Consider the following 20,929-nt stretch of genomic DNA (forward strand, 5'->3'; position numbering starts at 1 on the left):
TCGTCCACCTCCCATTTTACATAATATGTTAAGGGGAGGTCTTGTATGAGGAGAAAAAGGGAGAGGTATTATAGAAAAAGACGAGCACTTCGCGCGCCCGTCTTTACATTCTAGTTCAATAGTTTTTGTATATCCTTCTCTATATCTTCTGGTTTTGTTTGGGGTGCGTAGCGATCGACGACATTGCCGTTTTGGTCGACGAGGAATTTTGTGAAGTTCCACTTGACCTGATCGGAAATCATTCCGGGGGCTTCTTGTACCAGATGCTGAAAAAGTGGATGGGCATCTTTTCCTTTTACATCAACTTTGCTGAACATCGGAAAGCTGACACCGTAATTGACCTTACAAAACTCCTGAATATCTTGTTCCGTTCCAGGTTCCTGATTCATGAACTGATTGCTCGGAAATCCTAGCACTTCAAATCCTTGCTCGTTATACTTGTCGTATAGCTCTTGCAGGCCTTCGTACTGGGGTGTGAACCCGCACTTGCTGGCTGTGTTGACTACTAGCAGCACTTTTCCTTTGAAATCGGCCAGGGACTTTTCTTCTCCCGTAATCATTATTGCTGAAAAATCATGCACATTGCTCATGATAACGCCTCCCTTTTAATTCAAAACCTATCAGCATTCAACAGGCAAGTCAAAAGATAAAGCAGCTTACATAAAAAATACAGCCAGCGAAGGATCATTCTCCTGAACGCTGGCTGTATGTTATTTTGCTGCCGAGCATTTATAGCTATCGACGGTGACTCCTGATTCAGCGGGAAGTAATAGCTCCACCACTGCTTCTCCTGGAAAGGAGGAAGCGAGTGTGCGTTTCACTGTTTCTCCTTTTCCAGGTGGGGTGAAGCAGAGAAGAATCGGACCGGCACCGCTGATAGCTACTCCGTAGATTGGTAATGATTCTTTTAATGTCATGACTGTGTCCCATTCCGGAATCGACTGGACTCGATAGGGTTGATGGAATAAGTCTTCGGTCATCATTTTTCCAGCAAGCTCCCAGTCATGCTGCAGAAGGGCAGCGACCAGTACATTGCTGATGCTGCTGGCTTCCACAGCTTTAGCGTAAGGAAAGCTTTCTGGCAAAAGTCCTCGTGAAGCATCTGTTTTCATTTCATAGGACGGGATGACAGCGACGATATCAACTTCCGGACGTCCGCCTAAAACAATATGTGTGTCTTTTTCCTGGTGACATCCAATCACCAGCCCGCCGTAAAGGGAAGCGGCGACATTGTCAGGGTGGCCCTCATAAAGACTTGCATATCGTGCTTTCTCTTTCAATGAAAGGTTGAGGTCCAGCAGATAGTCAGCAAGTTCGATGCCGGCTACGATGGCAGCAGCACTGCTTCCGAACCCCTTAGACATGGGGAAGTCGCTGCTTAATTTAACGGAGACAGGAGGGAGTGAGCCTTTTTTATGGTTCTCTGCCACAAATGCTGCGACCTGATAAATCAGGTTATCCTTCCCTGCGGGCAGTCCTTTTAAGTTCCCGGTTTCAGGTTCGAAAGACCATTGGCTGTCCGGCGCCACATCCAGTGTCAAATATCGGTTGACGGCTAGACCGACAGAGTCGAATCCCGGGCCTAAATTAGCAGTGCTGGCCGGGACTTTGATCGTGAACATCCCGCTGGCACTCATGGTTTGACACGTCCTAAAATATGATCGAACACCACTTCTTCTTCGTTTGGAAGAACTACCGGTTTCAAAGTGGAGTTCTCAATGGCGCAGTCTGGATCCTTTAGTCCATTCCCGGTCAATACAGCGACAACTTTAGAACCTTTTTTGATATGACCGTTTTCGATGTCTTTCTTTAAACCTGCTATGGACGCACAGGAAGCCGGTTCCGCAAAAACTCCCTCAGACTGTGCGAGAAGGTGATAAGCTTCCAGAATTTCTTCATCCGTGACCGAATCGATTTTCCCTTTAGACTCATCCGTAGCAACCAGTGCCTTATCCCAGCTGGCCGGGTTTCCTATCCGGATGGCGGTAGCCAGTGTTTCCGGGTTTTCGACGACTTCGTTTCGTACGATAGCAGCTGAACCTTCTGCTTCAAATCCGTGCATGCTTGGCAGGCCGGTGTTATTTTGCTGATGATATTCCTTGAACCCTTTCCAGTACGCCGTAATATTACCGGCATTTCCGACTGGTATGGAAAGGTAGTCAGGAGCGGTGCCCAGTTGTTCACATACTTCAAAGGCCGCTGTCTTCTGTCCTTCGATCCGGTATGGATTGACAGAGTTGACGAGGGTGATCGGCGCTTCCTCGCTCAGGTTGCGCACCATTTGCATGGCATTATCAAAATTTCCTTTAATGGCGTAAATTTCTGCGCCATACATGACGGCTTGTGCCATCTTACCCATCGCAATTTTGCCATCTGGTATGACGACGATACAGCGCATGTTGGCTCTGGCGGCATAGGCGGCAGCAGCGGCTGAGGTATTCCCTGTCGATGCACACATGACCGCTTCACTGCCTTCTTCCTTCGCTTTGGCAACTGCCATCACCATTCCGCGGTCTTTAAACGATCCGGTGGGGTTAAGACCTTCATATTTCACGTGCAGCTCCACGCCAAGTTTTTCTGATAAATCATCGAGAGCAATCAATGGCGTATTGCCTTCCCACAAGGATAGTTTCGGTGTTTTTTCATTGATTGGTAAATATTCTTCGTATTGATGAAGCAGGCCTTTCCAGTTCATCAGCGTTCATCTCCTTCGACACGGTAACTGCTTTTGATTTCAGAAACGACATCCAGATCATGCAGCTGCTGTAGAATAGATTGATAGTTCTTCTTTGATACGGTATGAGTCGTCATGACAATATCTGCTATGTCTTCTTCTTTGGCAGGCAGCTGCAGAATTTTTTCTAAACTTACACCATAGCTGGAAAATAGGTTTGTTAAAGCAGAAAATGTTCCAGGCTGATCTTTGGCATGCAAGCGTATGAAATACTTCGCCTGGATTTCATCCTCATCCTTCAGGTTCTTTTCAAACTGCGGCAAGACAGCACTGTTACCTGTGACACCGAGCCGGATATTTTTCATGACATCAACTAAATCGGAGACTACGGCCGTTGCGGTTGGGAGCTTTCCCGCCCCCGGACCATAGAACATGGTTTCACCAACTGCTTCCCCGTGCACATATACAGCGTTGAATTCATCATTTACGGCTGCTAGTGGATGGTTTTCGGGGAACAAAGCAGGCTGTACACTTACTTCTACTTTATCACCGGAACGATCAGCGATACCGATCAGTTTCATTGTATAACCGAGCTGTTTGCTGTATTCAAGGTCTTCCTGGGAAACATTGGATATTCCTTCGATCGATACGTCATCCAATTCCAGGTGCATCGAGAAACCCAGGGTGCCGAGGATAGCTATTTTTCTGGCTGCGTCGATTCCTTCCACGTCTGCAGTGGGGTCTGCTTCGGCATATCCCAGTGCTTGCGCTTCTTTCAAGACGTCGTCGTAGGCAGCACCCTCCTGAGTCATTTTTGTCAGAATATAGTTAGTCGTACCATTTAAAATTCCCATCATTTTTGTGATGCGGTCTGACGATAACCCTTCCACAAGGCTGCGGAGGATTGGTATGCCGCCAGCAACGGAAGCTTCATAAAATAAATCGCAGCTGTTCTCTGATGCTGTTGCCAGTAATTCGCTCCCGTATACAGCCATGAGGTCTTTATTGGCTGTCACCACGTGTTTTTTATTTTGGAGGGCTTGGACAATATAGTCTTTCGTCGTCTCGACTCCGCCCATTACTTCAATGATGACATCAAGCTCTGGATCATTTAGCACGTCATCAGGATTGGTGGTCAATCTCGCACCGTTTAAAACGACATCGCGCTTTTTGTCCGGGTTGTTGACCAGGATGTGTTTGACTTCTACATTACATCCGACCTGGTGTTTTAGTTTATCCTGATGCTGGTCAATAATATGCACGACCCCGCTTCCTACAGTGCCTAATCCGAGCAGGCCTATCGAGATTGTTTGTGTCATGTCCTTTGTCCTCCTTTTGTATTTTTAGAAAGTACATTCGTTTACGTATAAAGGACATTATAGTAATGAACAGGCCGTTTTACAACCCTTTTTCAGAAAGTTTTTTAAAAAGATCTTCCTATATAAATTGGTTTATTTTCCCATTGATATAAAAAGGTTTAACTTATCCATAAATAAGGGAAGCTATTAGTAGAAAGTGATCAGAAGAAAGGATGAATATGAATGATCCGTACAATTTTAATGATTATCGGTGCAATTGTGGTAATCGGTGCAATTTTATCTATGATTTAATAAGAGTAATTAATGAAAGCAGGAGCCAGGCGAACAGCCCGGCTCCTGCTTTTTTTATACTTTAAGAAATTTTAAATATGTTAAAAAGGACTAAAGTATAACACTTTTCGGGCTGAAGCCCTGCGGGATCTCACCATGCACTATCCTCCCATCGGAGTCTCGCAATTTCCCGAACCTCCTTGCGTTTATGGGAAAAACGGAAACATCGATATTTAGGATTCAACAAAAGGGAGAGCTACTTATAAAAGTTTTCTTGTCACCTGCATCATACTTCCAATTATAGGTGGAAGACGTCTTCATCTATGGCAGGGGTTCATTTCTCTCATCTTTCGGATGGGTTGGTTGGGAAACTGCGAGACTCCCGCGGGAGAAGGAGCCAGGCGAGACCCCACAGGGAGTGAAATGACTGAGGAGGCTTGCCGGTTCCCCGCAGGAAAGCGAGTAGTTTCCCAGCCAACCCTGGCTCTATTATGGTAAAGAACCCTTGGTATCTTGAAATCAAGTCTTCGACTTTTTGGGTTTTTAATTGAATAAACCTTCTCCAAAACTAAACAACGATTATCTGTGCAGTTTTCTCAAATAAAAAATAAATAGGGGGATTTCCCCGAGAGGATGGGGGGTTTCCCCGATTACGAAAAACTCCTTCGCTTTCTATAATTAAATTAACAAGTTACAGGGATCACACAAACACATAAAAAAGTTAAGCGAAGGGGAATTAAAAATGGCTGAAACAGTGTTAAGAAAACCAATGAAAGCAACTCATTCCATTAATGATGCATTTGCTTCGAAATTTGCAAAGTCCATGTTCCTTACTGTCAGTGCAATCCTGGTGCTGATGTTCATCGGAACGAGGATGTTCACACATGTCGACTTGAACTTGTACGGATATATGGTAGGTACTTTCGTATTCATCGCAGGCTTCTTCTACCGCTTCATTGCCTGGGGAGAAAGACCGCCAACAAAGATTATCATCAAAAAAGGGATCAAGCTTTTGTTCCGTAAATCTACACCGAAAACTTCCGTCAACCATCTTGGTACGTACGAATTCATCTGGAATAGGGGAATTTACCGATGGACCCAGCACTTGCTGATTGGCTGGGGTGTTATTTTATCCTGCCTGGTTACATTTCCTCTCGTTTTTGGGTGGATGTATTTCACGATGGAGGAAAGCGGCTATTATACTATCGTTGCCATGGGAGTGGATCTCATTACTGTGCCGGCTGATGGCGTTATCGCTTTTCTTTCTTATAATGCTCTTAATATCACAGCCATCATGGTAATTATCGGGGTATGCATGGCGCTGTACCGCCGCTTAAAGAATATGCAGGCGAGAGCAGAACAGAAATTTCTGTATGACTTTCTACCATTATACTTATTGCTTTTCATCAGTATCACCGGTTTGATTTTGACTTTCATGAACGTGTTTTTACATGGAGCAGGGCATTACGCTATGTCGCTCATCCACCAGTATTCCGTCATTGTGACATTGATTTATCTGCCTTTCGGGAAGCTTGCTCATATTCCATTCCGTCCGCTTAGTGTTTTTGCAAGAAATTACCGTGAACATTATGGCGAACAATCGATGAAAGAGTGTAAGGTTTGCGGAGATGAATTTGTATCAACGGAACAGTCACAGGATGTCGTCAATGTCCTGGGTACGAACGAGATAGATTTTACGATGGAGAAGGACGGATTCAATTTAGCAGAATTGTGTCTCCCATGCCGCCGTAAGTACCGCATCTCCAGATTCGCAGGATTTCCGACCCATGAGGTGAAAACCAAGGAGGCCAACCAAAATGCAAAGGGATAAATTTTTTAAAGAGATAGAGAATGTGGAACACCCGAATGAGAAACTGATCAAGACACACTGCAGCTATTGCGGGATGCAATGTGGCATGAACCTTCGGGTGAATACAGCCACCAATAAAATCATCGGCGTGGAACCTCGTTACGATTGGCCGGTAACGGTCGGGAAAATGTGTCCGAAAGGGGTTACGGCTTACCAGCAGACGAACCATAAGGACCGCATCCTTCGTCCACTGATTCGTGATGATGCTTCCTTGAAAGGAACAAAAGAAGGGTTCCGGGAAGCGAGCTGGGAAGAAGCTTACGACTTGATTGCTGAGAAGTTTGGTGAACTGCAGCAAAATTACGGAAAAGACAGCTTGTCTGTATTCAGCGGGGTGTCCATGACCAATGAAAAGTGTTATCTGACTGGTAAATTTGCACGTGTCGCCTTGGGTACCCGCTACATCGACTACAATGGCCGGTTCTGTATGTCCAGTGCAGCCGGCGGGTTTCTTCGCTCTTTCGGTGTGGACCGCGGCTCCACACTTCCTTGGACAGATATTCATGAAACAGACTGCCTGTTCATTGCGGGAAGCAACACAGCAGAGTGCCATCCGACTTCCATGTTCCGCATCTGGAATGTACAAGAACGCGGAGGCTACATCATCGTCGTTGACCCTCGGGAAACCCCGATTGCCAGAAGAGCTGACCTTCACCTGGATTTGAAGCCAGGGACAGACCTTGCTTTAGCAAATGGAATTGTTCATTTATTAGTTGAAAAAGGTTATGCAGATGAAGAGTTCGTCAACCAGCATACCAACGGTTTTGAAGAAACGAAAGAACTGGTTAAACAATTCACTCCGGAATATACGAGTCACTTGACTGGTGTTGCTCCAGAGAAGATAGAAAGAGCTGCAGAGATCTATGGGAAAGCACCAAATGCAGTCGTCATGTTTGCACGAGGGATCGAACAGCAGCATAAAGGCGTCGACAACGTATCTGGCTACACCAACATGGCGCTTGTCACTGGCAAGATCGGTCGTCCGAAATCAGGGGTCGCGACTTTCACAGGTCAGGGCAATGGTCAGGGTGGACGGGAACATGGTCAGAAATCCGATTTGCTGCCAGGTTACCGGAAAATTACCAACCCGCAGCATGTCCAGGAAGTCTGTAACGTATGGGGGATTACACCGGAAGAAATGCCAAAAGCAGGTGTATCTGCTTATGAAATGTTCGAACTGATGGATCAGAAACAAATACGGGGGTTGTACCTTCTGTGTTCCAACCCGGCTGTATCAGCGCCGAACTTAAACTTTGTTCGTAATGCCATGAAGAATCTTGATTTTATGGTCTGTGCTGACTTTTACTTATCAGAAAGCGCCGAATTCGCTGATGTCATCCTTCCTTCCGTTACCTGGTCAGAAGACGAAGGCACGGTAACCAACATTGAAGGACGGATTATCAAAATTAATAAAGCACAGGAGCCATTAGGTGAATCAAAGCCTGACTGGCAGATGCAAGTAGAACTGGCAGAACGGCTTGGCAAGGGCGAAAACTTCGCTCACTTGAAGACAGCAAAAGATGTGGCGGAAGAATTCCGATTAGCTTCCAAGGGAGGAAGCGCAGATTACTACGGTGCTACCTGGGATAAGATCGAAAAGCAGGATGGCGTGTTCTGGCCGTGTAAAGATGAGGGAGATGAAGGAACACCACACATGTTCCTGGATAAGAAATTCTATCATCCGGACGGAAAAGCACAAATTTGTGCGTTACCTTATCGTCCTCCGGCAGAAGAACCTTGCGAGGAATACCCGCTTCGCTTGACGACGGGCCGTGTCGTATACCATTACTTGTCCGGCAACCAGACAAGAAGGATTCAATTCCTGAAAGATATGTGCCCGGAACCGTATGTAGAGGTGCACCCAGAGACAGCTGGTAAATACAATATGGAGCACGACGAAAGAATACGGCTGTATACCCGGAGAGGGGAAGCCATCTACAAAGTGAAAGTGACAGAAGCCATCCGGAAAGATACCGTATTTGTTCCCTATCATTTTGGACATGAAGAGTCTATCAACTTATTGACGATACCGGCACTCGATCCAAAATCAAGAATGCCAGAGTTCAAGGCATGTGCAGCTCAAATGGAAAAACTCGAACCTAAGAAGGTGCTATAAATGAAGAAACGGTTATATATCGAATTAGAAAACTGTATCGGATGCCGTTCCTGCCTTGCCGCCTGTACTCAGTGCGGCGGGCATGAAGAACGGAACAGGAATTATGTCTATGATGTCAATCCTCACGTGAACCGACAGACGATGCCGCTGATGTGCCTGCATTGCGAAAATCCTGCCTGCGCCAGGAGCTGTCCGGCCCAGGCCATCCAAATTCATGAAACAGGAGCAGTCCTATCCGCACTTGTTGAAAAATGTATCGGCTGTCAAAACTGTACGATCGCATGCCCCTATGGCATACCGAAGTTTGATGAAGAACAAAACCTGATGTACAAATGTGACCTTTGCATCGACCGGACGAAAGATGGTATCCCGCCAATGTGCGCCAGTGTCTGTCCTTCCAATACATTGCAATGGCTGACAGAAGAAGAGATCGAACAGAAGCAGCGCCGTCATGACCTGGATAATGACAAATGGGTGACCAGCATGCCATATCTGGAAGGTGCGACCAATGTCAAAGTGAATCTCCCAGGAATTTTGCAAGGGACAGAAAAACTCTTTTAAGGAGGAAGTATCATGAGTGATCGCAATAACAAGATACCATATGACGAAGATAACTATACGCATAATATCAATCGGAATAATGAACGGATGCTCGACCGCAGAGGGTTCATGAAAACATTAGCAGGTGCTGCCGGTGTCTTCGCTGTCTCTACCTTGCCATGGGGAGCCGTCGCTGCCAAGGAATTGATGGGACTTGGGGATAAAGAATATCCGCATCAGAAAATCGCGGATGTTAAAGACGTAAAGGTAGGGGATTCTGTTAAATTCCATTTTCCGAGTGAACATGATAGTGCCATTCTAATCCGACTTAGTGAAAATAAATACGTTGCTTACCAGAATGCCTGTACCCATCTCAGATGCCCGGTGTACTGGGTCAAGGACGAACAGGAAATGATCTGTCCATGTCACCATGGGAAATTTGATGCATCTACAGGTGCACCAACAGCAGGTCCGCCGCGCCGACCGCTTCCAGGGATCGAAGTGGAAGTGAAGGATGAGGCTATTTACGCAGTGAGGGTGAAGCGTTATGAAGCGTAGTTACGTCGGAGTTATCCTGTTGGCAGCCATTTTAATGATGAATATTGTGTTTACGCAGTTAGTGGTCCATCAATATTATTACGAAAACTATGGGGTTACATTACTGTATGCCGGATTGAATGTTCTGTTGTTTCCGGTAGCGTTGTTTATATATAAAAAGGAGAAAAACAAAGGGGGCAGCAAGGGATATGAAGAGCGAAACCTATCTTGATTTCTGTTTTATCAGAGAAAATTCCGGGACACTTGCTGCCGAAGTAGAGACCAGTTTTGAACAAATTTTTAAAGGACAGCGGCTCCACTGGTACTTGGATGATAAAACAGTTTTAGATGCTGAAGTTGTGGTTGCTGAAGTAAAAGGAATGAGCAGCTGGGAATCCGAACAGGAAGTCATCGATCATCTGGAAGAATCAGCGGGAGATACATTCTGGACAGCTCTCCAAGGCTACCAGTTCTTTATCTATCCACCGGAGAAAAAGGGGTGTGGCAGTTGTGGCGTCAGTTGAAAATAGTGATATAAAGAGATTTATAGGCGCTCCTGTGAAAGTTTGTATTCATGGAGAAGCTGGTGAAGATATGGCGCCGTGGCTGGATAAAAAGGTAAAAAAGCTGGCCAATTGTCCCGATAACACTCATCTCAGAATTTATTTTGATGATCACTACTTTTTTGCCGTTCCATTAACCAGCGAGGTAGCGCAGACAGAAACCGAATGGTCTGCTTATGATCAGGAAGCCGGCCTTCATTATGTCATTAAAAGCGAGGGGAAACCGCTATGAAAACGAAAATTCAACTTCCACTACAAACGATGAACCTTGTGACAGGTTTTATGGTTTGGGTATTGATATCATCCTTACTTCCTTTTATTACCGAAGACATTGCTATTGCACCGGAGCATATTGCCTGGGTAACTGCTATCCCGGTCATTTTAGGGTCCGTCTTAAGAATTCCACTTGGATACTTAGCTAATTTACTAGGTGCACGGTTGATTTTCATGGTAAGTTTCATCCTGTTATTATTCCCGGTCTATTACATCAGTGTGGCTGACTCTTTGGTCGACCTTTTGATTGGCGGACTGTTCCTGGGAATTGGTGGAGCCATCTTTTCCGTCGGGGTTACTTCCTTGCCGAAATATTATGATAAAAGTCGTCATGGCTTCGTCAACGGTATCTACGGAGCGGGTAACATCGGTACTGCCATCACAGCATTTGCCGCACCGGTAGTTGCTGCAAACTTCGGATGGTCGTTCACGGTCCAGCTTTACCTTGTACTTTTAGGGATCTTCATCTTGTTGAACTTCTTTTTAGGAGATAAAAAGGAAACGAGAGTGAAAGTTCCATTAATGAAGCAGATCAAAGGTGTCTATAAAAATGAAAAGCTATGGCTATTCTGTTTATTCTATTTCATTACCTTTGGTTCTTTTGTGGCGTTCACTGTTTATCTTCCGAACTTTCTAGTCGCAAACTTTGGATTGGATAAAGTAGATGCCGGGATGAGAACGGCCGGATTCATCGCTGTCGCCACTTTTCTGCGTCCACTTGGAGGCTGGCTCGCAGACCGCTTCCATTCCCTTATTTTATTGATGTATGTGTTTGGCGGATTCACCGTAGCCGCCTTGCTGTTATCCTTCGCTCCATCGATCGGCCTATATACAGTTGGCAGTTTGACCATTGCCGTTGCTGCCGGAGTTGGGAATGGAGTCATCTTCAAGCTGGTACCAATGTATTTCAACAAACAGGCTGGAATTGCTAACGGTATTGTATCTGCGATGGGAGGTTTGGGAGGTTTCTTCCCGCCGTTGATGCTGTCCCTTCTTTACAGCTTGACAGGACACTATGCCATCGGCTTCATGGCACTTTCTCAAATCGCTTTAGCAAGTTTGATTCTGGTCATATGGATGTACTATCATGATAAGCTTGCTGTATCTCATCAGATTATGGAAACGACGCCGCTCGGCATGATGGTCACAGACAAAAATGGTAAAATCGTTACGGTTAACCCTGCCTTCACAAAGGTTACTGGTTTTGAATCGGACGAAGCAGCAGGGGAAAATCCAAGTATCCTGAAGTCTGGCAGACAGTCTGCGGCATTTTATAAGCGGATGTGGGAATCATTAGAAAAGCACGGCTACTGGCAGGGAGAAATCTGGAATAAACGGAAAGACGGAGAACACTATTTAGAATGGCTGACCATCAATGCCATCAAGGATGACTCGGGGGAAATCATCCAATATGCCGGTGTGTTCAGTGATATTACCGAAAATCAATCCAGAAAAAGTATGTAAATCATAGAGGAGGATGGAGATGGAGCTTAAATCTGGCAACCAGGCGTGCAGTTATATCATTCAGTCTCAGGAAGAAGAAATTAAACGGGTAGCCCTTGAGCTCCATGAAAGCATCAATCAGAATCTGTATACCTTGCAGACGGGCTTGAATTTCATCGAATCCGGCATTGAACAGCCGGAGTTGAAAAACTATGCGAAGGAAATGTCTGGCCTGATGGAGCGTACGATCCGTGAAGTCAGACTGCTGTCAGTCGAGTTATATCCAAATACATTATCAACTCTAGGATTGACGGCAGCCGTGAAAAGCTACGCTAAGTTATTCACGAATACATTCGGTATATTGATTGATGTGGATTCCCAGGGGGAAGAAAAACTGGTCTCCGATCCAGAAAGTCTGGCCGCTTTTCGGGTCTGCCAGGAAGCTTTAATCAACATCGCTAAGTATGCAGATACAGATAAAGCAAAAATAGCGTTTACATGGGGAGAGTTTTCCGTGAAAATAGAAATTAAAGATACTGGAAAAGGGTTCGATACAAACAAAGTGATGGAAAGCGGTCGTTCCATGGGAATCGCTGCCATGGGGGAAAGGATGCGTCTTGTCGGGGGGCAATGCAACCTTACCTCTGAGTTGGATAAAGGGACAACGGTTTCCATCGTTTTGCCAATCCAGTCATAGGAGGGGTTATGGGATGATTAAGGTCCTGTTGGTGGACGACCACGCAGTGGTAAGGATGGGGTTGAAGATGTTACTGAATTCCTTACCGGATATGGAAGTGGTAGGGGAAGCCTCTGAAGGAAACGAAGGAATTGAGAAAGCTCTGGAAGAAAAGCCGGATGCTATTTTGATGGATTTGAGTATGCCTCATGGAAAAGATGGTTTATCTGCAACAGCGGAATTAAAAAAACAGCTTCCTGACACCGCTATCCTTATTCTTACGATGCATGACGATGAAGAATATTTATTCCGTGCCATTCAGGCAGGAGCATCCGGTTGTGTGTTGAAAAGCGCGCCCCACGATGAGTTAGTTAATGCGATTCGTTCCGTATGTCAAGGGGATGCCTATCTTCATCCTTCCGCTCAGAAACGCTTGATGGAAGAATATCTGGGGAATTTGAAAGAAGATGGTGCCGATACGTATCAGCTTCTATCGGAGCGGGAAAAAGAAGTCCTGACATTGATAGCTAAAGGCTATTCAAATAAAGAGATTGCAGAAAAGCTGGTCATCAGTGTCAAAACCGTCGAGACCCACAAAGGGAATCTGATGGAGAAGCTGCAAATGAAAACTCGGCCGGAACTGGTGTCCTTTGCCTTGAAAAAAGGATTACTTGGTTATGGGATCCAGTGAGGACGTGATGGCATGGAATCTTTAAAAGAGTTGATACTCACCGAATGTGACCGGCTGAAACAAGGCGTACCCTGTGATTTTGTCGGTGTTGCCTTGCAGAATCGAAACGATCCGGATATTACCTGGCCTTATGCAATGGGAAATCGAAATGAGAAATATAAATACATTACCGTCCGATATGGAAAGGGGATTGCCGGAAAAGTGATTTCCAGTGGAACACCCATGGGAATCACGAATTTTCCCGAAACTATTTTAGGGAAAATAACCGATTACCCGATTATGTTAGCCGAAAAGCTGGTTGCCGCTTATTCGGTTCCTTTAGTTTGGAATGGTCTCCCGAAAGGCGCCCTTTTGATTGGTTACCGGAACGCCCGCCAGTTTGATGAACACGAAGAACAGAAGCTCAGGGAAGTTGCAAAGCATTTGGAATCATTTTTATCTTCCCATTTTACCGATGAATAGGGGGGAAGCTTGGTGACCACAAGAACACAACACAGTAAACAACAGGATACTGCAGAAGATGCCACAATTGTCATAGATCAAGCAGGTTATATTGAGTCGATGAATGATAAAGCGCTGAAACTTTTTGATGCAGACACGGAAAGTGGCACTGGCAGCCATATTAAAAAATGGATACCTGAGACGAATATCGACGCATTAGAGCCGGGGACGTTTACGCAACAATTTGGTGTGACGACAGAAGGACAACGCTTTCCATTATTCATACGTAAAAACACTTTTTCTATGGGGGGAAACAACTACTCTCTGCTTGTTTTGCATCCTGATAATGACAGTTCTATCTCCAACCTGGAACCGCAAAAGGTACTGAATGAACTGCTTGATATGAAGTTTGCGCTTGATGAATCAACGATTGTAGCAATCACCGACCAAAAAGGGACAATCAAATATGTGAATGACAAGTTTTGTGAGATATCCAAGTATTCAGAGGAAGAGTTGATCGGACAAGATCACCGGATTATTAATTCCGGCTATCACTCTAAGGAGTTTATGCGTGATTTATGGCGTACAATCGCCAATGGTCAAGTGTGGCGCGGGGAAATCAAAAACAGGGCGAAGGATGGGACCCATTATTGGGTGGATACGACGATTGTGCCTTTTTTGAATAATAAGGGTAAGCCATACCAATACCTGGCGATCCGAAAAGAAATCACAGAATTTAAGCGCGTCGTTGATGAATTAGAAAAGTCGATGCAAGAGCTGGTCGATTTGAAGTTTGCTCTTGATGAGTCATCCATTGTTGCCATTACTAATGAAAAGGGAATCATTACGTACGTCAATGATCAATTCTGCTATATTTCAAAATATAAGCGGGAAGAATTGATTGGACGTACCCATTCGATCATCAATTCGGACTATCATTCGAAAGAATTTTTTAAAGAGTTGTGGCGAACGATCGGTAGCGGAGAGGTATGGAAAGGTGAAATAAGGAATCAGGCTAAAGACGGCAGCTATTACTGGGTGGATACAACGATTGTGCCGTTTCTGAATGAGAAAGGAAAACCTTATCAGTACTTGGCGATCCGCTCCGAGATTACGGAAAGAAAGCGTGTAGAAGCAGAGTTGCAGCGAGCCATGACACGTATCATAGAGGTGCAGGAAGAAGAGCGGCTGCGGCTATCAAGGGACCTCCACGACGGGCTTGGACAAAATCTTTACAGTCATTTGATTACGATAAGCAGGCTGAGCGCAGAAATGGAACATCCTTTGATTGACCAGATGCGGGATGAAGCGACGGAACTGATTGAAGAAGTACGTGACATTTCCTGGGAGCTCCGACCATCCGTCCTGGATGACCTCGGGCTGGTGCCGGCGATTCGATCCTTTCTGAACCGCTACTCTGATCACTATGATATCGATGTCATGTTTGAATGCGTGCTTGATCAAAGGCTGGGCCCTCATGAGGAAATAACCATCTACCGCATCATTCAGGAAGCCCTGACGAATATATGGAAGTACGCAAAGGTCGATCGAGCCTGGGTGACCATTCGTGAACTGGACGATGTCGTCCGTGTAATGATAGAAGATCAAGGGAGAGGTTTTGATAAGAGCCAGTTATCCTCCGGTGTCGGCCTGTTCAGTATGGAAGAGCGCACGCGTTCGGTTGGAGGCGAGCTGGAGATTATCTCGTCTCCTGAAAAAGGAACAAAAATCATAGCAGAAATCCCTAATAAGAGCGATGAGTCGGACTAATTATAGTCCGGCTTTGTTTTTTTGCTAGTCGCAGATAAAGCCTTCCCTAAAAATCATAGCTCGTCTATGTTTCACATAAAATGGTGGTATCTGGAGAAGAGGGGGATGATCTTTATTCGTTTGTTCCATGAATTCCGTCAGTTTGCTATGAGAGGCAGTGCAGCAGAACTGGGGGTGGCACTGGTATTGGGCGCTGCTTTCAGTGGGTTCATCGATTCTCTTGTTACGGATATCCTGCTTCCTCCAATTGGTCTGATTTTAGCTAAAATGAACTTTTCGGATTTATTCATCAGCTTGAGCGGCGGTTCTTATCCGTCGCTTGCAGCAGCTAAAGAAGCTGGTGCCGCTACCATCAATTATGGATTGTTTTTATCATCTTTTATCCGTTTTGTTATCATTCTTTTTGCTGTTTTTCTGGTAGTCAGGCAGCTGAATCGCTGGAAGAAACCGAATCAGGATATTGTCGCTGCTATGACGAAAAAGGAGTGTCTTTATTGCTGTACATCGATTCCGGCAAAAGCAAGTATCTGCCCTAACTGTGGAACAACATTAAAACAAAACACAGATTCCAGCACCAGCCAGGAAGTACAAAGGCGTTTCCGGCTGGGCATTAAATGAAAAGCATATCAAGGGGTATGCTTTTTACTTTTTTTGGATATTGGAGCGGAGTATGAAAAATAACGAACAGCGAATCATAAGTACACATACGTAGTTGTTTCCATACAAACATTTTAAAATAGAACATCAGTCAGATAAACGACCCCCATATATACATTTCGATTGAGTGCACATCGGTCGTGTGCACTTTTTTAATATTCAAAAACAGATAGATGGAGGAGCAGAAATGGAACAGAAAAAGTGGGATCTTATTGCCTTAGCATCCATCCCCCTCGTGATGACGTTAGGTAATTCCATGTTAATACCTGTGTTGCCAATCATTGAGAAGGAAATTAATATCTCACCTTTTCAGTCGAGTCTGATCATAACCGTTTATTCCGTAGTTGCTATCGTACTGATTCCTATTGCAGGTTATTTATCGGATAAATTAGGAAGAAAAAAAGTAATCATTCCAAGCTTGATTATTGTTGGGGTGGGAGGCATCATTTCGGCATTCGCTGCCTGGAAGATGGCAGAACCTTACCTGCTGATCCTCGCCGGGAGATTTCTGCAGGGGATTGGGGCAGCGGGTGCTTTTCCTGTAGTCATCCCTACAGTTGGAGATATGTATAAAGAAGAGGAACAAGTAAGCGCTGGACTGGGTCTCATTGAAACTTCCAATACATTTGGTAAGGTATTGAGCCCTGTATTAGGTGCATTGCTTGCCGTAATTCTTTGGTTTATTCCATTTGCTGCAATACCGTTGCTTTCCTTGATAGCCATTGTTCTGGTATGGAAGTTCGTGAAAGTTCCTAAAGAAAAACAAGGGGATGAAGAAAAAAACTTTTCTCAATTCGAAGCGTCCATTAAAGAGGTATTTAACCATAATGGCAAGTGGCTGATGGCGATATTTTTCATTGGATGTATCAATATGTTTGTATTATTTGGTTTTCTTTTTCATTTATCTGCTTTATTAGAGTCTAAATATGCAATTGAAGGAGCTTATAAAGGTTTGGTGCTGGCCATTCCTCTGTTATTCTTATGTGCTGCTTCCTATTTTAGCGGGAAGAAAATTGGAGAAAATAAAACACTGATGAAATGGGCAGTGATCATCGGGAATGGAGCGGCAGCCTCTACACTGATTTTTATTAAGAATGAGACAGGTTTGATCATGCTCCTTCTATTATTGTCGGTTGCCGGACTTGGAATCGGGTTGTCATTGCCGAGTCTGGATGCATTAATTACCGAAGGAATTGAGAAGGATGTACGAGGAACCGTTACCTCTCTGTATAGCAGTATGCGTTTTGTAGGCGTTGCGGCAGGGCCACCTATTATCGCTATTTTAATGGAACGTTATCCTTCAGGGTTATATTTGAGTCTCGCGCTATTAAGTGGGATGGCTGTGATTGTTACCTTATTTATGATCAAGCCTTCCAACGAAAATCCCGAAGTTCAGCTGGAGCATTAAAATGTTAGGGGCAATGGTATTTTATCAAAAAGGGCTGTCCGGTTAAGTCTATTAAAAGACTATGGGACAGTCCTTTTTTATCTAATTAATCAGTTTTTTAGACAGCGGAGATACTCCCATGCTCTGGACGATAAGGGAAATCAGTACAGCGGCGAAAGATAGAGATACAATCATATCCACATCTCCAGAACTTTTTGATTGAAGGCTTAATATTAAAAAGACAGACATCGTTCCTTTTAATCCGGACCAGGAAATAAGGGTCGCTTCTCGCCACGTAATCCGTTTCCTCCAGTGTGGAAAGGCTTGGGTAGTTCCGGTAATGATGACGAAGCGGATGAGTAATGATAAAACAAAAATGATAATGGCGAACATCCACGAATTAAAGAGCAAAGACTTGGCGGCCTGGATACCAATTAACAAAAAGATCAATGATAAAATGGTCAATTCCGCAATTCCCCAAAAGCCGTCCAATGTATCTTTAAAATGATCTTCCCGTATGGTTCTTCCGTATTCAAACGATAGCATAATGCCGGCAAATACAGTTGCCAGAACACCAGAAACACCAACATGTTCTGCAATATTAAAAATGCCATAAGCTAATATGATGCTCAGCATCACCTGGTATTGCCGGTTATGAGTGAAGTGAACAGCTTTACTCATCAGCCAGCCGAAGAGTATTCCCAGAGAGGCTCCCCCCAGGGAAACGAGCAGAAATTCGCCCAGAAATGATGAAATACTGAAAGATTTGCTCTGCGTGAGCATGCCGGAAAGGACAGTGAATATGACGATGCTTGTCCCATCGTTGATTAACGATTCTCCTTCGACCACATCAGCAATTTTCTCGTCCCCTGCCGATTTTTTCAAAATCGACACAACAGAAACAGGGTCCGTGGGTGTAAGTATAGACGCTATGATTAAAGCTCCTAAAAACGACAGGGAAACGAAAGGACCGCTTAATGCATAAATCGCAGCACCAAGCAGCGCTACCGTCACCATAATACCGATGGTAGCTAAAAAACTGATTATACCTGCATTCTTCTTGAGTTCGTCAGGAGGAAACCGGTAAGCGGAAGTGAACAGCAAGGCTGGCAGGAAAACATGATAAATCATATCCTTCGTCACCTCGATGGATGAGAAATAAGGAATGAATGAAAGCCCGATACCGATGAGGACAAGGACGGTAGGCACGGGGAAGTTTTCCTGTTTTTGATCGATTGTAAATATAATATAGCCAATTAATAATAGCAAAATAATTTGTGAGATAGACATGTGGCTCACTCCCTGAAATACATGCTAATACCCGATTCCCGTCATCAGCCGCCATAAACGTGTGAAGCGCGACTCTGACAATGGCAGGCATATTTCCTGACCGATCAATAAGGCATTCGGGTTGATGTCAGGGTTAGCGGTCATTAAGTCTTTGACACTCAAATTGTTGGCCATGGCTATGTTATAGAAGGTATCGCCAGGTTTAATGGTATAAATGTGTGGACAGTCTTCGGCCGGTGGTTTAAGTGGTATGGATAACACCTGTCCTGGCATTAGGAAAAATGGGTGAATCCCGGGATTGTCAGTAATCAATTTTTCTATGGGGACATTAAAAAAGTGAGCAAGGTTATAGATGTGGTCGCCAGGCTGGATAATATAAAAATTCTTTTTGCGATGAGAAGAGCAGGGTGCTGGTGGTAGTTCATGCTGATTCATATGACAAGCTACAGGATGAGGTGGAAAAGCCGGGCAATAGTAATGATTCATAGGCAATTTTTCTCCTTTCAATCCTATATCATACAGATATTCAAAAACAGACTCCTCGTGATAAAAAATTGGAAAGGATCAGAAGGTTACAGCTGAAAGGGAGGGGGTATAAAAGGAAGAAGGATGGAGGGATATTTTGTGAGTCATAGAAAACAAGATCGAAAAAATCTCGATAAACAAATGAAAGAGGCTGAAAAGCAGCCAAATGACGATGCGGAAAGTCCGAATAGACAATTTTATATTCCCTCACAAATAGTAAATGAATTTGGTGAAAAAGGCCGGGACCACCTCGCAAAACCGTTTCGTGCCCAGATGCTGCTGGCGTTCACTGCCGGATCATTTATGAGTTTTGGAGCTGCTTTTTCCATACTTTTAGGAATCGGCATCGAAGCAGAAGGACTCTATTATTTATTAACTGGGATTGGCTTTGCCGCTGGTTATGCCATGGTGTTTATATCAGGTGCTGTATTGTTCACAGAAATCAATGTCATGCTGCCGACATATAAATTTCATATCGCAGGATTAATGCACAAGGATATGGTGAAGTTTTGGCTTTCCTCCTATTTAGGCAACATTGTAGGCGCACTATTTGTAGCCGTGCTCATCCAATCTTCCGGTTCGTTATCCCAGCCGTTTTATACGGAGTTGCAATTTATGCTTGATAAGAAGATGAAGTTTATGGACTTGGGAGCAGCCGGATGGTTTGAAATCATCGTATCAGGTATTTTGGCAAACTGGCTGATTGGAATGGCTGCATTCTTAACAACAGCTGCTCGGGATATTACAGGAAAGCTGCTTGGCACTACACTGCCTGTCATTTTATTCGTAGCAGGAAACTTCCAGCATAGTGCAGCTAACATGGGGTATTTCAGTCTCGGTGTGTTGTCTGAATCATCTTATACGTGGTACGAATTTGTATTCTTTAATTTAATTCCTGCAAGTATTGGTAATATTATTGGGGGAGCTTTGCTCGTAGCACTTCTTTTCAGTTATGCATACAAAGAGGATTTGGATAAACAGAAAGAAAATGGAAAATAATGTACCCTTAACCTGGCTTCTATACTAAAAGGAAAAAAATAAAAAATCACCAATCCCAAACGAGGATTGGTGATTTTTTATTTTTCCTGAAGGATCAGCTTCAAGTAGTATTCGAAAATCAGATCGGCCAGCATCACAAGTGTCGAACGTGCTGAGACATCATAGCCTTCGTAAGATGCTTTTTTCACTGGAGCGCTGATGTTCTCAGTTGTTAATAAAGGAAGGGGACTATCCGGATTATTTGTAACCGCAACAGAAGGGATATTCAAGTGGGATAACTTCTCTGCTGCTTTTAATAGCGTTTCTGTCTCTCCGCTGGAAGAGATGAAAATCACCAGGTCGTCACGTCCAATCCAGTTACTGATCAGATCGATCATATGGGATTCATAGATATAAGTGGACGACTGATTCATCTGCATCAGTCGTTTACTTAAGTATTCACCGATCGTTTTGGTTAATCCTACAGATAAAATCACAATCCGTTCTGCCTGCTGCATGGAAGCAGCTATACTTACCATGGTCTCAGGTGTCAGTTTTTTTAATGTTTCTGGTATATCCCGGATGTAGCGTTGTATAGGGTCTTCTTCATCATTAGGCAGGTTGTTGGCTTCGATTCCTTTCAAATGGTACTTCAACTCTGCATAACCTTCTAACCCTAGCTTATGACAGAGACGGATAATGGTAGTGGTGCTTACATTGTTAGCATCAGCCATTTTCGTCAAAGGCATCGTTTTGGACTGTTCCAGGTTATCCTCGATGTAATAAAGGACATGCTTCTCCGAATGTGTCAGCTCTGGTAAATAGTTAGAGTAAGTCTCCAGCAGTTTGCCCATCATCAGTACTCCTTCGCGAACCTCTTATCGCCGTCATCCTTAGTTTCCTTAAGTA

General features: G+C 44.4%; 22 protein-coding genes. 15 read left to right on the forward strand and 7 right to left on the reverse strand.

The features are described from left to right. Positions 1-110: 110 nt before the first annotated feature. The 4 genes from B9Y67_RS00955 to B9Y67_RS00970 all read right to left on the reverse strand — a co-directional run bounded on the left by B9Y67_RS00955 (position 111) and on the right by B9Y67_RS00970 (position 3,993). A complete protein-coding gene (locus B9Y67_RS00955; RefSeq protein WP_085504934.1) occupies positions 111-590 on the reverse strand; it encodes a glutathione peroxidase in 480 nt (159 codons plus the stop codon). Between the two features lie 120 nt (positions 591-710). Next, positions 711-1,637: a homoserine kinase gene (gene thrB, locus B9Y67_RS00960; RefSeq protein ID WP_085504935.1), complete on the reverse strand. Its 927-nt coding sequence runs from the start codon at positions 1,635-1,637 to the stop codon at positions 711-713. Then, a complete protein-coding gene (gene thrC / locus B9Y67_RS00965) occupies positions 1,634-2,695 on the reverse strand; it encodes a threonine synthase (RefSeq protein WP_085504936.1) in 1,062 nt (353 codons plus the stop codon). The genes thrB and thrC overlap by 4 nt, the downstream gene beginning before the upstream one ends. After that, complete coding sequence (locus B9Y67_RS00970) at positions 2,695-3,993, reverse strand: homoserine dehydrogenase (protein WP_085504937.1); 1,299 nt, start codon at positions 3,991-3,993, stop codon at positions 2,695-2,697. The genes thrC and B9Y67_RS00970 overlap by 1 nt, the downstream gene beginning before the upstream one ends. A 1,057-nt stretch (positions 3,994-5,050) precedes the next feature. Here B9Y67_RS00970 and B9Y67_RS00975 point away from each other — a divergent pair. The 14 genes from B9Y67_RS00975 (at position 5,051) to B9Y67_RS01040 (ending at position 17,248) form a co-directional block, all read left to right on the forward strand. Then, positions 5,051-6,094 (forward strand): hypothetical protein, encoded by a 1,044-nt coding sequence (locus tag B9Y67_RS00975; RefSeq protein WP_176223885.1) that lies wholly within the window; start codon positions 5,051-5,053, stop codon positions 6,092-6,094. Then, on the forward strand, positions 6,081-8,249 hold the full coding sequence (locus tag B9Y67_RS00980) for a molybdopterin oxidoreductase family protein (protein ID WP_085504939.1): 2,169 nt from the start codon (positions 6,081-6,083) through the stop codon (positions 8,247-8,249). Before B9Y67_RS00975 ends, B9Y67_RS00980 begins: the two co-directional genes overlap by 14 nt. After that, positions 8,250-8,810, forward strand: coding sequence for a 4Fe-4S dicluster domain-containing protein (locus B9Y67_RS00985; protein ID WP_062438659.1), 561 nt, complete (start codon positions 8,250-8,252; stop codon positions 8,808-8,810). Positions 8,811-8,822: 12 nt separating this feature from the next. Then, a complete protein-coding gene (locus B9Y67_RS00990; protein WP_085504940.1) occupies positions 8,823-9,347 on the forward strand; it encodes a QcrA and Rieske domain-containing protein in 525 nt (174 codons plus the stop codon). After that, complete coding sequence (locus B9Y67_RS00995; RefSeq protein WP_062438665.1) at positions 9,337-9,558, forward strand: hypothetical protein; 222 nt, start codon at positions 9,337-9,339, stop codon at positions 9,556-9,558. The genes B9Y67_RS00990 and B9Y67_RS00995 overlap by 11 nt, the downstream gene beginning before the upstream one ends. Continuing rightward, a complete protein-coding gene (locus tag B9Y67_RS01000) occupies positions 9,536-9,850 on the forward strand; it encodes a hypothetical protein (RefSeq protein ID WP_085504941.1) in 315 nt (104 codons plus the stop codon). Before B9Y67_RS00995 ends, B9Y67_RS01000 begins: the two co-directional genes overlap by 23 nt. Next, positions 9,837-10,121, forward strand: a complete 285-nt coding sequence (locus B9Y67_RS01005; RefSeq protein ID WP_085504942.1) for a hypothetical protein — start codon at positions 9,837-9,839, stop codon at positions 10,119-10,121. The genes B9Y67_RS01000 and B9Y67_RS01005 overlap by 14 nt, the downstream gene beginning before the upstream one ends. Beyond that, positions 10,118-11,626, forward strand: coding sequence for a nitrate/nitrite transporter (locus B9Y67_RS01010; RefSeq protein WP_085504943.1), 1,509 nt, complete (start codon positions 10,118-10,120; stop codon positions 11,624-11,626). The genes B9Y67_RS01005 and B9Y67_RS01010 overlap by 4 nt, the downstream gene beginning before the upstream one ends. Before the next feature lie 19 nt (positions 11,627-11,645). Further along, positions 11,646-12,302: a sensor histidine kinase gene (locus tag B9Y67_RS01015; RefSeq protein ID WP_085504944.1), complete on the forward strand. Its 657-nt coding sequence runs from the start codon at positions 11,646-11,648 to the stop codon at positions 12,300-12,302. Between the two features lie 13 nt (positions 12,303-12,315). Next, complete coding sequence (locus B9Y67_RS01020) at positions 12,316-12,972, forward strand: response regulator (protein WP_085504945.1); 657 nt, start codon at positions 12,316-12,318, stop codon at positions 12,970-12,972. A gap of 12 nt (positions 12,973-12,984) precedes the next feature. Continuing rightward, on the forward strand, positions 12,985-13,434 hold the full coding sequence (locus B9Y67_RS01025) for a GAF domain-containing protein (protein ID WP_085504946.1): 450 nt from the start codon (positions 12,985-12,987) through the stop codon (positions 13,432-13,434). A 99-nt stretch (positions 13,435-13,533) separates the two neighbouring features. Next, on the forward strand, positions 13,534-15,183 hold the full coding sequence (locus tag B9Y67_RS01030; protein ID WP_085505099.1) for a PAS domain-containing sensor histidine kinase: 1,650 nt from the start codon (positions 13,534-13,536) through the stop codon (positions 15,181-15,183). Between the two features lie 120 nt (positions 15,184-15,303). Continuing rightward, a complete protein-coding gene (gene mscL / locus B9Y67_RS01035) occupies positions 15,304-15,801 on the forward strand; it encodes a large conductance mechanosensitive channel protein MscL (RefSeq protein ID WP_176223886.1) in 498 nt (165 codons plus the stop codon). Positions 15,802-16,027: 226 nt separating this feature from the next. Next, positions 16,028-17,248, forward strand: a complete 1,221-nt coding sequence (locus B9Y67_RS01040; RefSeq protein WP_085504947.1) for an MFS transporter — start codon at positions 16,028-16,030, stop codon at positions 17,246-17,248. Between the two features lie 81 nt (positions 17,249-17,329). On the opposite strand, the gene B9Y67_RS01045 is transcribed toward B9Y67_RS01040, so the two are convergent. Continuing rightward, positions 17,330-18,517, reverse strand: a complete 1,188-nt coding sequence (locus tag B9Y67_RS01045) for a cation:proton antiporter (RefSeq protein WP_085504948.1) — start codon at positions 18,515-18,517, stop codon at positions 17,330-17,332. 24 nt (positions 18,518-18,541) lie between these two features. Next, positions 18,542-19,003 (reverse strand): LysM peptidoglycan-binding domain-containing protein, encoded by a 462-nt coding sequence (locus B9Y67_RS01050; protein ID WP_085504949.1) that lies wholly within the window; start codon positions 19,001-19,003, stop codon positions 18,542-18,544. 138 nt (positions 19,004-19,141) lie between these two features. On the opposite strand from B9Y67_RS01050, the gene B9Y67_RS01055 reads away from it, so the two are divergent. After that, positions 19,142-20,041, forward strand: a complete 900-nt coding sequence (locus B9Y67_RS01055) for a formate/nitrite transporter family protein (protein ID WP_369668730.1) — start codon at positions 19,142-19,144, stop codon at positions 20,039-20,041. Between the two features lie 77 nt (positions 20,042-20,118). On the opposite strand, the gene B9Y67_RS01060 is transcribed toward B9Y67_RS01055, so the two are convergent. Further along, entirely contained in the window at positions 20,119-20,874 is a 756-nt protein-coding gene (locus tag B9Y67_RS01060) for a MurR/RpiR family transcriptional regulator (protein WP_085504951.1), read from the reverse strand. Positions 20,875-20,929 lie beyond the last annotated feature (55 nt).

Origin of the sequence: Thalassobacillus devorans, assembly GCF_900176565.1 — a bacterium.
In the GTDB taxonomy this organism is placed as follows: Bacteria; Bacillota; Bacilli; order Bacillales; family Halobacillaceae; genus Thalassobacillus; species Thalassobacillus devorans_A.

What these genes read in the sequence shown, in the direction of transcription:
- B9Y67_RS01025 (WP_085504946.1), top strand. Translation starts at nt 12,985, where the DNA reads ATGGAATCTTTAAAAGAGTTGATACTCACCGAATGTGACCGGCTGAAA.
- B9Y67_RS01020 (WP_085504945.1), top strand. Translation starts at nt 12,316, where the DNA reads ATGATTAAGGTCCTGTTGGTGGACGACCACGCAGTGGTAAGGATGGGG.
- thrC (WP_085504936.1), bottom strand. Translation starts at nt 2,695, where the DNA reads ATGAACTGGAAAGGCCTGCTTCATCAATACGAAGAATATTTACCAATC.
- thrB (WP_085504935.1), bottom strand. Translation starts at nt 1,637, where the DNA reads ATGAGTGCCAGCGGGATGTTCACGATCAAAGTCCCGGCCAGCACTGCT.
- B9Y67_RS01050 (WP_085504949.1), bottom strand. Translation starts at nt 19,003, where the DNA reads ATGAATCATTACTATTGCCCGGCTTTTCCACCTCATCCTGTAGCTTGT.
- B9Y67_RS00980 (WP_085504939.1), top strand. Translation starts at nt 6,081, where the DNA reads ATGCAAAGGGATAAATTTTTTAAAGAGATAGAGAATGTGGAACACCCG.
- B9Y67_RS01030 (WP_085505099.1), top strand. Translation starts at nt 13,534, where the DNA reads ATGAATGATAAAGCGCTGAAACTTTTTGATGCAGACACGGAAAGTGGC.
- B9Y67_RS01060 (WP_085504951.1), bottom strand. Translation starts at nt 20,874, where the DNA reads ATGGGCAAACTGCTGGAGACTTACTCTAACTATTTACCAGAGCTGACA.
- B9Y67_RS00995 (WP_062438665.1), top strand. Translation starts at nt 9,337, where the DNA reads ATGAAGCGTAGTTACGTCGGAGTTATCCTGTTGGCAGCCATTTTAATG.
- B9Y67_RS01000 (WP_085504941.1), top strand. Translation starts at nt 9,536, where the DNA reads ATGAAGAGCGAAACCTATCTTGATTTCTGTTTTATCAGAGAAAATTCC.
- B9Y67_RS01010 (WP_085504943.1), top strand. Translation starts at nt 10,118, where the DNA reads ATGAAAACGAAAATTCAACTTCCACTACAAACGATGAACCTTGTGACA.
- B9Y67_RS01040 (WP_085504947.1), top strand. Translation starts at nt 16,028, where the DNA reads ATGGAACAGAAAAAGTGGGATCTTATTGCCTTAGCATCCATCCCCCTC.
- B9Y67_RS01015 (WP_085504944.1), top strand. Translation starts at nt 11,646, where the DNA reads ATGGAGCTTAAATCTGGCAACCAGGCGTGCAGTTATATCATTCAGTCT.
- B9Y67_RS00985 (WP_062438659.1), top strand. Translation starts at nt 8,250, where the DNA reads ATGAAGAAACGGTTATATATCGAATTAGAAAACTGTATCGGATGCCGT.
- B9Y67_RS01045 (WP_085504948.1), bottom strand. Translation starts at nt 18,517, where the DNA reads ATGTCTATCTCACAAATTATTTTGCTATTATTAATTGGCTATATTATA.
- B9Y67_RS00955 (WP_085504934.1), bottom strand. Translation starts at nt 590, where the DNA reads ATGAGCAATGTGCATGATTTTTCAGCAATAATGATTACGGGAGAAGAA.
- B9Y67_RS00970 (WP_085504937.1), bottom strand. Translation starts at nt 3,993, where the DNA reads ATGACACAAACAATCTCGATAGGCCTGCTCGGATTAGGCACTGTAGGA.
- B9Y67_RS00990 (WP_085504940.1), top strand. Translation starts at nt 8,823, where the DNA reads ATGAGTGATCGCAATAACAAGATACCATATGACGAAGATAACTATACG.